At 35.6% G+C, this 12,345-nt stretch carries 9 protein-coding genes; 1 reads left to right on the top strand and 8 read right to left on the bottom strand.

Annotation, left to right across the window (positions count from 1 at the left end; genetic code table 11):
• Nucleotides 1-131: 131 nt before the first annotated feature.
• From IGJ50_RS12075 to IGJ50_RS12045, 7 genes are all read right to left on the bottom strand, one after another.
• The gene (locus IGJ50_RS12075; protein WP_069639529.1) at nt 132-1,616 is read right to left on the bottom strand and encodes a hypothetical protein; all 1,485 of its coding nucleotides are present in this window, start codon (nt 1,614-1,616) and stop codon (nt 132-134) included.
• 349 nt (nt 1,617-1,965) lie between these two features.
• The gene (locus tag IGJ50_RS12070; protein WP_069639530.1) at nt 1,966-3,429 is read right to left on the bottom strand and encodes an MDR family MFS transporter; all 1,464 of its coding nucleotides are present in this window, start codon (nt 3,427-3,429) and stop codon (nt 1,966-1,968) included.
• Nucleotides 3,430-3,599: 170 nt separating this feature from the next.
• Complete coding sequence (locus tag IGJ50_RS12065) at nt 3,600-4,301, bottom strand: YoaK family protein (RefSeq protein ID WP_069639531.1); 702 nt, start codon at nt 4,299-4,301, stop codon at nt 3,600-3,602.
• A 76-nt stretch (nt 4,302-4,377) separates the two neighbouring features.
• Nucleotides 4,378-5,544: an oxalate decarboxylase family bicupin gene (locus IGJ50_RS12060; RefSeq protein WP_069639532.1), complete on the bottom strand. Its 1,167-nt coding sequence runs from the start codon at nt 5,542-5,544 to the stop codon at nt 4,378-4,380.
• Nucleotides 5,545-6,050: 506 nt separating this feature from the next.
• Nucleotides 6,051-8,762, bottom strand: coding sequence for a cation-translocating P-type ATPase (locus tag IGJ50_RS12055; protein ID WP_069639533.1), 2,712 nt, complete (start codon nt 8,760-8,762; stop codon nt 6,051-6,053).
• A 452-nt stretch (nt 8,763-9,214) separates the two neighbouring features.
• Nucleotides 9,215-9,382, bottom strand: a complete 168-nt coding sequence (locus IGJ50_RS12050; RefSeq protein WP_207121004.1) for a hypothetical protein — start codon at nt 9,380-9,382, stop codon at nt 9,215-9,217.
• Between the two features lie 125 nt (nt 9,383-9,507).
• A complete protein-coding gene (locus IGJ50_RS12045; protein ID WP_207121003.1) occupies nt 9,508-10,725 on the bottom strand; it encodes an AraC family transcriptional regulator in 1,218 nt (405 codons plus the stop codon).
• Nucleotides 10,726-10,852: 127 nt separating this feature from the next.
• On the opposite strand from IGJ50_RS12045, the gene IGJ50_RS12040 reads away from it, so the two are divergent.
• Nucleotides 10,853-11,821, top strand: coding sequence for an NAD-dependent epimerase/dehydratase family protein (locus IGJ50_RS12040; RefSeq protein WP_207121002.1), 969 nt, complete (start codon nt 10,853-10,855; stop codon nt 11,819-11,821).
• Nucleotides 11,822-11,939: 118 nt separating this feature from the next.
• On the opposite strand, the gene IGJ50_RS12035 is transcribed toward IGJ50_RS12040, so the two are convergent.
• Nucleotides 11,940-12,332, bottom strand: coding sequence for a hypothetical protein (locus tag IGJ50_RS12035; RefSeq protein WP_207121042.1), 393 nt, complete (start codon nt 12,330-12,332; stop codon nt 11,940-11,942).
• Between the last annotated feature and the right edge of the window lie 13 nt (nt 12,333-12,345).

Raw genomic sequence — 12,345 nt, 5'->3', positions numbered from 1 at the left:
AGTGAGGTACAGGGCGACGTCACACTGGATCTATTTGATTCTCATCTGTCATAAACCATACAAAACTTATGCTGCATTCTTTGCCTTAACATTCTTCGTCTTTTTGCCAACTAATAAGTAAAAATAGATTATCACTTTACCCCATTAATATAGGAAGTATTATGAACTTCCATAAAGTGTTGATAAGGCTTCATACACACTAACAAAAAAGAATGATCTAATAACATATCTACAGAGATTGGAATGATATGAGGATGATCTTCTAACACCGATGGAATCAGGGCCTCTTCACAAAAGATATATTCATTACGAATCGATTGGTCATATCCTTCAACTTCGTATATGGAACGGTAAAATTTATTCTCTACCACTATATCGAAAACATTAAATTCAGAGAATTTACTTTGATACAGTAAAAATTTTGAATCAGAATCGGTTACGATTTTCAAATGGAAGAACAGTTTTTCTTGCATTAAAATAGGGCCCGCTTCTTCAATAAAACGATAGATTAAATTTGTATCAATTACAAGAAGATTTTTAATTCCTTGTCCCCATTTAAATAAAACTTTGACGATTCGTTGAAACAGCTCTTTATTTTTAGGATGCAGCGTATAAAAAGAACCGTGGACTAAAACTTGATGATTATACCAAGCATTCCTTGTTAAACGGATAACCCCTTCTTCAAAACTAAAATCCCCTAATAAAATTTGATCAAATTCTTCTTCAAAATATTGGATTAGTCGAATAATATCTGGACGACCAACTAAAAACGTACTACGTAATTTCTCATGGTCTTCAAATAAATTCTCTAATTGACTAAAAGAATACTCACAAGAATTAAAAAGAGACACCACATAAACAATTTCATGTTCTGGTAAAAAGCGCTCCATATTCAAACTTTTCCATGCTTGTTCGACTAACTTGAAAATGGGGCGTTTTTTTAAATCGACGATGACCTTTTCTTCTAATTCAAGCTTTTCTTTATCTTGACGTGAATAGGCAATATTCATTCCTTGTAAAATAAAATAACGACTTTCTTCCGTATAAACTCTGGTTGAAAACTCGTGTTCAATCAAATCGAGCATGTCCTCGCACGCTTCTTCAAATTCAATCGTCTGATTTGTTTCATAATTGATGTCAATTTTTGTTAGATAGTATAAATATAAGAACCTCGTTTCAAATTCTGAACTATTCAACCGTTCATTTTCACAGTCCAGATGACAAGCAGAAAAAAAAGCTTCCGCTTTTTTCTTCAAATTATAAGCTTTACTAACTGAAATAAATTCTTCTTCTACTAAATCCAAGTAATTAAACTGTTGTTCCAAAAATTTGGTACACGTCTTTAGAAATAATGATTGCTGATAGATGATTTTGCGAATTTCAAATAATGGAATATCTTTATTAAATTCTACATAAAAGTATTTTTTTTGTTTCTCATAACTTAATATGTACATATCTAGTATCTGAACTAAATCTTCCAAATCATTTTGTACTGTTGTTGGAAATGCTTCGAATATTTCTATATAATGCGTAATGTCAATTTTTTCATATTTGTATAGTGCTTCAAGAAGAACAATTTTTCTATAAATATTTTTTTCTAAATACTTTTCTAACATCTATTCCCACTCTTTGCATAGTTGATTTCTCAATTATTTTATCAGTAATTGAGTTTAAAAATAGATGCGATGACTTACTCTACTAAACTTTTTTATTAAGTAGCCTATCGTTATAGATATTTCATAAACATAGCTAACTTAATTATTGCCGAGTGGAAGTCATCACACTATCAATAAATATACTCCATTTCAATTTTTAATATACACGCAAATGAGTAGATAGAAAAGTAATAAGTATTTCTATAAAAAAACTTAATTTTTTCACTAGATATCTGTTTAACCGGTAATTCATTTTTGAAAGAGTGGGGATTATCACTTCCTTATAAACGTCTATAAATAATTCAAATGATTACTCTTTCTTTTCTCTCTTTTTAGTATTCGATCCTTTTTTACGAAAAATAATTAAGGAACTAATTAAAGCAACGATACAAAAAACAAAAGCCATCGCAAACGCATGACGATAATCGGTAACCTCCAATGATTCTTTTATAGCAAGTGTGGAGCTTCCAATTGCCAATGATTGTGTAGGAGTAGCTTGGGCATGACTAGATAGAAACGTAACTAATACAGCAGTCCCAAAGGAGCTAGCAATTTGCCTTAATGTATTATTCGTTGCGGTCCCATTACTGATCATGTCATTGGGTAAAGCATTCATTCCCGTTGTTGTCACTGGCATCAAGACCATTGATATTCCCAATAAACGAATAGCATAGAAAATAGCTATGAAAAGAATTGGGGTTGTCTCAGTAATAAATAGAAATGGAAATGTCCCTAAAGACAATAACGTCAAACCAATCGGGATTAAAAAACGTCCACCAAATCGATCAAATAATTTTCCTGTAACTGGATTCATTAATCCCATCACAATACTTCCAGGCAATAAAATCAACCCCGAATCAATTGGACTTTCTAGATGAACCTTTTGAATATAGTCTGGTAAAATAGATTCAAATCCAAGCAAGGCTATATAAGAAATGGCACTTAGAAACACAGAAACTGAAAAAGTTGAGTAGCTAAACACTTTTAAGTTCAATAGTGGATTTGAAATTTTCAACTCTCGTACAATGAAAGAAATAATCACAGCACATCCTATAAACAAAAGAACAATCACTTCTTTAGACAACCAGCCTTTAGTACTGGCTAAACTAATGCTGTATAACAAACTACCAAATCCAATGATCGATAAAAAAACAGAAGGAATGTCTAACTTACTCTGTTTTAAGGGTATGCTGACTTTAAAAAACAGCAAAGCCCCTATTTCAGATAGAAGAATCAACGGTATTGTAATAAGAAATAATGTTTTCCAATTAAAATAGGTAATAATATATCCAGATAGCGTTGGCCCTATCGCGGGAGCTAACGCAACTACTAAACCAACAAACCCCATAGCAGTTCCACGCTCGTTTTTTTGGAACAGCGTTAATACAATCGTCTGAATCAAAGGAAGCATAATTCCAGAAGCAATTCCCTGTAATAATCGTCCAAAAAGCAAATACTTGAATGTTGGACCGAAATAACAAATAAGCACGCCCATTAAAAATAAATTCAAGGCAGTTAAAAATAGATATTTAGACTTGATTTGTTTCATTAAATAAGCAGACAAAGGAATAGTAATACCTGATACTAAGAGAAACAACGTTGTTAACCATTGAACGGTGCTTAAACTTATATTCAGGTCTTTCATAATCGTTGGGTAGGCTGTGATCAACAGCGTCTGATTCATAATAATACAAAATGCGCCCAGTAGAATAACAACCATAAGAGCACTTCGATTATAGCGTACCCCATCATAGGTTTCTTTGTTTTTATTCATCCATTCACGTCCTTAAATAATTACACCGATTTTCCCATTTACCAATCTGGAATAACACAGAAAAGAAACACTCATTGAGCTATTTCGTTTTCTGCGCGACTGAATCTTCCTCTACAGTTCCTTACTGTCTAGTCTTTGAAAACTGATTCAAGTTCACTAATTATTTACTACTAAACAGGATCAATTTTAATTGCTTTCTCCTCTACTTTGATCATTTTTGAATAGAAGGCAATTCCCACTAAAACAATTGCTGTAAACCATAAAGATTTTTCACCATAAGCTTTTGTCAAAATAGTCCCGATTAGTCCGCCACCTGCAAAACCAATTAATACAGAAAAATATAACCAACTATTTTTCCATGCATCTTTTGCTCCGGTAAAAGCTTGAATAATATAATTGAACGCTAATTGTACCACTAATGTCACGGCAACATTTCCATAAAGCATGCCATCTATTTTATGAAATGCATTCCCTTGCATTCCAGCTAGAAAAGAAACAAGCATACATATCTGTAGGATGGTAAAAACACTATTAATTGATGAAAAACCTAAGCCAACTAAAACGACTGCTTCTATAAGTAAAATTTCAAATGCCCAGATTTTCTTCATTTTAATGCCCAACACTTCAATAATTCCTGTCGTCATCGCACCTAATCCAAAACATAAGATGGTTAGTGCCACTGTAGCTAAATGCTGCCAGTCTTTTGTTGCAATTGTTTGTCCTAATAAAATGATATTTCCTGATTGTACTGTGCTAAATGCTTTTCCTACAAAGTAGGTATACCCGTCCATTGAGCCAGCCGCAATCGCTAGAAAAAAAGCAATCCAAGGTAGTTCCATTACAGGATAAGTCGGTACTTTACGATTATTCACTCTCTATTCCTCCAATTTTTGATAGTAAAAAGCCTAGAAAATTTTCCTATTTATTTTCTAGGCATTGAAACAAAAACTATTCTGGTTTTTTAAACCAAACAACAGGTTGTGGCTTTTCTGGATTTGGTAGTGACTCCGCAAATTGTTTCGTAACGTTTAAATGATCCGCTACCATTTGCGATGGGGAAGAGCCTAACCATTTATTTAATGAAATATCAGAATACTCACCATGCTTGAAGACTTCTACAAAAATCAAGGGTTCATCACCAATATTTTGTACGTAGTGTCCAGCTACGATTGGAACGACACCTACGTCACCTGCTTGGAAATCAAACGTTCTAGAAACACCAGCAGAGTTAAAAACTGTCATGCGAGCTTTCCCTTGAATGTAGTATTGCCATTCTGCAGCTTTAGGATGCCAGTGAAGTTCGCGCATTCCACCTGGCTCTACTTCCACAAAAGCAGCCGAAATTGTTTTCGCTACAGGAAAAACGTTTTGATCGACGATTCGTACACGACCAGCTTCTGATTCAATCGGTTTAATTGTATCCATATGAAATGTAAATGGCGATGGAACTTTCCCATTCACATTTGGACGTTCGACTTCTTCAATAGAACCAGGAATATTTGCTTTAAAAATATATTTTTCTTTAGCAGGGAAACTTTCAATTTCCTCTGTTGATTTTTTAAAGTTTGCCGCAACCACTTCAGGTGGCGTATGTGCCAACCAATCCGATAATAAGAATGTATTGTTTTCAGAAAAATCAGCTTCACTGAAAACTAATAAAAATTCACAGCCTTCGTCTAACGCTTGAATAGAGTGAGGAACTCCCGCTTCAAAGTTCCATAAATCTCCGGCTTTAATGTCATCAATGAAGGAGCGTCCGTATTCATCAATACCCGTCACACGAGCATTTCCATAGAGCATCAAGCCCCATTCAGCTTCCTTATGCCAATGCATTTCTCGATAAGCACCGGGTTCTAAGCTCATGTCTACGCCAGCAACATCTTGTGAAATGGGAAAATCACGGTTTGTGATTTCTCTTGTCCATCCGCCTTCTTCCAAGCGTTGATGTGAATCAGAATAACTAAATCTTAAATTCGCCATCGTTCCATGGTCAGTAGCAGGTGGCACTAGAATATCTGGATTTTCTTCATCACGACTAGTATTTCTAGGTCCATGATCAATCCACCCTTTCCCATCGGTGTGTCTGTAAGGCTCAAGTTTTTTTTCTTCTGACATATCCAATCACTCCTTAAATTTAATATGTATTGATTGTCTCATGAAAATCGATTTTTAGACAATGATATACTTATGATTGACTTTTTACAAAAAAATTAGAATTTTATTGATTTCTATCCCTTTAAATGCTGATCCACCGATTCTTTATACGTTTATGCCCATAATTCTTTTCTTCCTTTCCTATCGCAGCAAGTGACAACTGTTCATCAAAGTTTCCTGTTTACTCTTTGATAATAGATAATATACAGCAAATAAGTATTCACTTTTTTTTTATTATTCAAAAATAAGAGCTGTTTTTTTTTGAAAAAAAAATAAAAGCCTCTAAAATAAGCTTAATCCCTGTTTCTCTTTTCAGTAAAACTAAATCGAAATAGTTTGAGAGTCTTTTTACATTGATTTAATTAAAAAAAATACAAAGACCAAAAATCTTTTTCATGATTTTTGGTCTTCGTATTTAGTTGACTTTAAACTTATTTATAAGTCTATTCATTTTTTTCGATTTGTTGTTAACTTTTTCCCATTCTACGTTGAACAAATTTTACAATTTCAACGATTGGGATAATCGCAAATGACGTTCCAGCAACGATTGCCCATTGGTAAGCATCTAATGACGTTACGCTGAACAAGTCATTGAATCCTGGAATTAGAATCGTTGCTGCTAGTAACAAGAACGATACTAAGATAGCCCAGTTAAATGATTTGTTTCTGAACAACCCAACTTTAAAGACAGATTGGTAAATAGATTTCACGTTGAATGCGTGGAACAATTGAATCAATCCTAATGTTGCAAATGCCATTGTCAACGCATCACCATGTTGTAAATCATATAAGGCTGCTGCTGATAAGTTTGGCATATTCGCTGCTGTGTGCGCTGGGAATTCGATCGCCATTTTATACACGATCAGCGTCAACGCACCTTGTGTGATCCCTTGATAAATTACACTACTCAAGACACCGCCAGAGAAGAAGTTTGATTTCTTCCCACGAGGCGCATGGCTCATCACGTCACGCTCAGCAGGCTCTACGCCCAAAGCAATTGCTGGGAATGTGTCGGTTACTAAGTTGATCCACAATAAGTGAACTGGTAGTAAGGTATCCCACGCTAACATTGTTGCAATAAAGAGTGTCAATACTTCCCCTAAGTTAGCAGAAAGGAGATATTGAATCGTTTTTTGGATATTTGAGAAGACTTTACGTCCTTCTTCAACGGCTACGATAATAGTAGAGAAATTATCATCCGCTAAGACCATATCAGAGGCACCTTTTGATACTTCTGTACCAGTAATCCCCATGCCGATACCGATGTCAGCTGCTTTCAAGGCTGGTGCATCATTCACACCGTCACCTGTCATAGCAACGACTTTACCTTCTTGTTGCCACGCTTTCACGATACGAACTTTATGTTCAGGTGAAACACGAGCATAAACGGAATAATGTTCAACGACTTTTGCAAATGCTTCATCCGATAATTCATTTAATTCAGCACCTGTAATTACAGCATCGTCGTCACCTTCTTTAATGATACCAAGACGTGCAGCAATTGCTTCGGCTGTGTCTTTGTGGTCACCTGTGATCATGATTGGACGAATGCCAGCTTCTTTGGCTACTTTTACCGCTTCGGCTGCTTCTTTACGTTCTGGATCGATCATGCCGACAAGACCTGCAAATACTAAGTCTTTTTCAACTAAATCAGAATCCATTTCCGCTGGAACCGCATCTACGATTTTATAAGCCATTCCTAAAACACGTAATGCTTGTTTGGCTAATTTTGTATTAGTCGCTAAAATTTCTTGACGTTGTTTGTCATCCATTGCTGGTGTTTGACCCTTTAATAATGCTTGATTACAACGTTTTAGTAATTCGTCTGGTGCACCTTTGACAGCAACTAAGAATTTACCATCTGCTAATTGGTGAACAGTTGTCATCAATTTACGATCTGAATCAAATGGAATTTCAGCAACACGAGGTTCAGCAGCAACTTTTTCCGTTACGTTAAAATCGTGATCTAAACCGTATTGAACAAGTGCTGTTTCAGTTGGATCACCAATCAATGAACCGTCTTGTGCAATTTTTGTATCGTTTGTGTAGTTCATGATTTTTAAGGCCATATTATCCATAGCAACAGCATCTGTTGCAGGTTTTACTTCATTATCTGTGTAAAGAGCTTCAACCGTCATTTGGTTTAATGTTAACGTCCCAGTTTTATCTGAACAGATAATATCTGTGCTTCCTAATGTTTCAACCGCTGGTAATTTGCGGACGATGGCATTTTTCTTCGCCATTTTTTGTGTACCTAAAGCTAAAATAATTGTAACGATAGCTGGCAATCCTTCTGGAATCGCTGCAACGGCTAATGAAATTGATGTTAATAACATATCGATCCATGTACGGCCGTTCATCATACCAACAACAAACATCACTGCTGCAATCACTAAAATAGCGATCGTCAACATTTTACCTAATTGGTTTAAGTTTTGTTTCAATGGTGTTTCAGTTTCTTTTTCGTTGGCTAACATCCCTGCAATCTTACCGACTTCGGTGTTCATCCCTGTGCCGACAACCACACCGATTCCGCGGCCATAAGTCACGTTACTGTTAGAATACGCCATATTGATCCGATCACCGATTCCGATGTCATCAGATTTACCTTCTAAAACAATAGCTTCTTTTTCAACTGGTACAGATTCACCTGTCAAAGCTGCTTCTTCGATTTTAAGACTCGCAGCTTCCAATAAACGTAAGTCTGCAGGAACAACATCTCCTGCTTCTAATAAAACGATATCTCCTGGTACTAGTTCATCACTTTTCACTGTGATCACGTGACCATCACGACGGATATTCGCATTCGGCGAAGACATTTCTTTTAAAGCTTCAATCGCTTGTTCTGCTTTGGCTTCTTGAATCACACCGAAGATCGCGTTTAAAATAACCACGAGTAGAATGATGATGGAATCAACAAAATCACCTGAGAAGACTGCGGAAATTACTGCAGCAAATAGTAAGACAATGATCATAAAATCTTTAAACTGTTCAAAGAATTTTACAACGATTGATTTCTTTTTCCCTTCATCTAAAGCATTAGCCCCATAGCTTTCTAATCTTTTCTTGGCTTCTTGATTGGATAGTCCTTCGACTGTCGTATCAAACTTTTGTAAGACTTCTTCATCTGACTGCGTATAAAATGCTTCAGATAATTGAACCTTTTTCTCTTCTGACATGTTCTTCCTCCTCTGTAATGTGCAGCTACTTAAATCTATTTTACTTCATATTAGCGAAACGAACACGCTTTTGGACTTAATGTTCGTAGCAAAAACGAAAAAAAATAGACCTCTGTATGCTAAATAGAACATACATAAGTCTCACCGTTTAAGACAACACCAGAAATTTCTTTCGGAGTTGGTGATGTTGCCGCAGCTAGCGCCGCCAGTTACTCCCTCATGAAATAATAGAATGGTGACAGATAAAATCGTTCATCAACTATTATTGATGAACTAATTATACCTGTTCTTTTAGTGTTTTTCAATTGAAATCGTCTTGATTTTCAGAAAAATTTCTGTTTAGTTTGAAAAAGGCTTACGTTATTGACCCTTGAAAGCATTCTCCAGAGAAAAAACCCTATCGTTCCAACAGAAATGGACAATCGGGATATGAAGATTCTATGATCAAACCGTTATGTTCTTTGCGAAGTATCCGATCCTTGTTTCGTGATGATTTCTAATCCTACTGATAATATAAATAGTAAAATAAATAAAGTAGCAAACATTACTCCACCGCCAAAAAGACTAATAGCACCTACGATACCAAGAAGACTCATTAAAATAGATTTTACTTTTTCCATAATCAATCACCACTTTTCCAAAACAAAGATTTTGTCCTTGTTTATTACTATCGTACGCCCAGAATCTTAGACTGTCAACGGATAAAGCGATTATTCAACTGCTGCTTTAACTCAGCAAAAACGATTTAGCTCTTGTATTGCTTAGTCAGCAACTCTTTATATTTTTTCGGTGTGTTGCCCCAAAATGTTAAGAAATTCCGATTAAAGGTGCGAATCGACTGGTAGCCACACGCTTCAGCTATCTCACTAATTTTTTTAGATGAACTCAGCAAAAGGGAGCGGGCAAATAACATTCGATTATATTCCAACAATGAATTAAAGGTCATCGCAAATTCAGCTAAGACAATTTGATCGATTTTTGTCGGACTCGAATAGAAATATTTAGCTGCTGTTTGAAGAGTGATCGGTTGTTGGTAATACCGATTGATGTATGTATAGATTTCAAAAGGTAAACTGTTTTGAAATCGAAATGAATTGTGCTTTTTATGATCAGGCTTCAATTTTTTGATTTCTGTTGGTGCAAAACCTGTTGCTGCTTTAAATTGTTTATTAAAACTAGGAACTGAATGATAGCCAACAAAATCAGCGATAAATGCAATCCCTAATTCTTCGAATTTCATCATGGCTAAAGCATTGTTTATCCGAACTTCGCTAAGATTTTCACCGAAGGTTTTCCCTGTTAACTTTTTTAATCCACGATTGATTGTTTGGGGAGTGCGTTTAAATTGTTCTGCTACTTGTGTCAATGTCAGTGCTTCTCTAAAATGGAAGTGAAGATACATCAGAACTTTTGAACTAACATTTCGGACATCTTTTTCACGCAGCCAATTCTGTCTGGCCGTACGTTCAAACCACACAATAACTTGATATAAATCTGCAAGTAAGGATAAATCATATAGACGATTTTGTTGCTCGTACTCTTTGAGTGCATGGGTAAAAATCGTGCTTAAGTATGAGAAATCATTCTCATTTCCATTTAGAACCGGTGTATCCCAATAGTCAAAAAAATTCATATGCTGCTCAACCGAACGAGTCGTTAGACTAGCCAGCATCAGTACGTTTAAAGAAAGTTCAAAAGTAATTGCTTGAATCTCTTCATAAATTTCTCTGAAATGATACACATGGTAAGAAAATAACCAAAGAACACTGCCTTTTTTTACTATATATTCTTGATTATTGATTTGAATTTTTCCTGAACCGCTTTTTATAAAAAAAAATTGAATTGACATCTTACTGGTTTTAGCAGTTTCAGCTTGAACAGTTACCATTTTTACAATAAAATCTGTTTTGTTCATTTCAAACCCATAATAGTCAGTCCCATTGTAAGGGAGATTCGTTTTCATAAAAACACTCCTTCGTTCAATTAAGATAAGAATAATATTTTTAATGTCCAGTATTTTGCTTTCAATAAGATTATACTATAGTTGGACATGTGATGAATATCACAAATATTTATTGGAGGTTATTCTCATGAGTAAAAAAGTTTTTGTTTTAGGTGGAACTGGATTTTTAGGTTACTATACTACGGAAGAATTATTGAAGCGCGGCTATGAAGTAGCGACGGTTGCATTGCCACCAATGCCGGCAGAGGACTTATTTTCTAGTGATGTTTCAGTGACTTTAGGAAATATCAATGATATGACCGATGAAGCAATCTTAGACATGTTAAATGGATGTGTTGGTTTTATTTATGCGGCTGGTGCAGATGAACGAGTGGTTCCTAAAAAACCTGCTTCGAAGTTTTTCTACGAAGCAAATGTTTTACCGACTCAACGTTTAGCTTATTTAGCTAAAGAAACTGGCGTGAAAGATTTTGTTGTTTTTGGTTCTTATTTTGCAGAATTTGCGGAACGTTTACCTGAAACCAAGTTAACACTTGAAGCATACCCAATGATGCGTTTACTGCAAGAACAAGTTGCTTTCGCTGAAGGCGACGGTGGGATGACTGTGACTTCATTGCGCCTTCCTTATATCTTTGGCACAATGCCAGGCAGAGAGCCACTTTGGAAAATGTTTACAGATCAAATCAAGGGCCAAGATGTTTTTCCTGCCATTAAAGGAGGAACTGCAATGGTGACTGTTGAACAAGTTGCAGAAGCAGCCGTCGGTGCCATGGAAAATGGCACTCATCGCAGTACTTACGCAATCGGCGATACAAATATGAAATATCAAGAATTCTATCAAATGATGGTTGCAGCTTTAGGGCAGCATACCCAAGTTCCTGTAGTCTCGTACGATGATGTCAAAGCAATCTACGAAGGAATCGATGCCGAAGCAGAACGAGCTGGCTTAGAGCATGGTATTCATTCAACCAAATCCGCGATGATGCAAGAATATGATCTATACTTAGATCCCAATGATACATTCCCTACGTTGAATGTGAAACATCATGATGTGATTGCTTCTATTAAGGCAACTTTAGCGAAGTGTGTAGATTAAGTAGTGATTTTCGCTATTTTGGCTTGATCGATTTGTGGAATCAAAAAATAGAAAGAAACAAAACAAATTGAGTGATCTGTTTTGTTTCTTTCTATTTTTACTACCTTAAAAGCACTTATCACTCTTCATATATTATTTCTTGTTCGTATTGTACATCCTTATCCGCATCCCCAAAAGTATAAAACACCGTAATCTTTACTTTATTTGAACCAATTTCAGAAAGTTGCTGTGTTAAATCATAGTCATAGACTGAATTGCTTAACACATTGCTAGTCATAGCAAGTGAGCTCTTCGTTTTATCAATCGGTACCCACTTTTTCTTTTCTTCTACAGAAAACACTGTTTCTGATTCACTGACTGTTAGAATCTTTTCTGAATCATTTGAAATCAGCAACTTTTTTCCTTCAAACTGAAAATGGACTTTCTTTGATTCACTTGCTTTTGGTTCAGATTGTCTAATTTGCGAGCATCCTCCCAATAGTAACAACAGCACGACCAATAAATTTTTCATAGTTCCTCTTCGT

The sequence above is a fragment of the Enterococcus sp. AZ101 genome (assembly GCF_050499005.1).
In the GTDB taxonomy this organism is placed as follows: Bacteria; Bacillota; Bacilli; order Lactobacillales; family Enterococcaceae; genus Enterococcus_L; species Enterococcus_L ureilyticus.
This window is presented reverse-complemented; position numbering and strand designations above follow the sequence as displayed.

What these genes read in the sequence shown, in the direction of transcription:
- IGJ50_RS12075 (WP_069639529.1), bottom strand. Translation starts at nt 1,616, where the DNA reads ATGTTAGAAAAGTATTTAGAAAAAAATATTTATAGAAAAATTGTTCTT.
- IGJ50_RS12070 (WP_069639530.1), bottom strand. Translation starts at nt 3,429, where the DNA reads ATGAATAAAAACAAAGAAACCTATGATGGGGTACGCTATAATCGAAGT.
- IGJ50_RS12060 (WP_069639532.1), bottom strand. Translation starts at nt 5,544, where the DNA reads ATGTCAGAAGAAAAAAAACTTGAGCCTTACAGACACACCGATGGGAAA.
- IGJ50_RS12055 (WP_069639533.1), bottom strand. Translation starts at nt 8,762, where the DNA reads ATGTCAGAAGAGAAAAAGGTTCAATTATCTGAAGCATTTTATACGCAG.
- IGJ50_RS12050 (WP_207121004.1), bottom strand. Translation starts at nt 9,382, where the DNA reads ATGGAAAAAGTAAAATCTATTTTAATGAGTCTTCTTGGTATCGTAGGT.
- IGJ50_RS12045 (WP_207121003.1), bottom strand. Translation starts at nt 10,725, where the DNA reads ATGAAAACGAATCTCCCTTACAATGGGACTGACTATTATGGGTTTGAA.
- IGJ50_RS12040 (WP_207121002.1), top strand. Translation starts at nt 10,853, where the DNA reads ATGAGTAAAAAAGTTTTTGTTTTAGGTGGAACTGGATTTTTAGGTTAC.
- IGJ50_RS12035 (WP_207121042.1), bottom strand. Translation starts at nt 12,332, where the DNA reads ATGAAAAATTTATTGGTCGTGCTGTTGTTACTATTGGGAGGATGCTCG.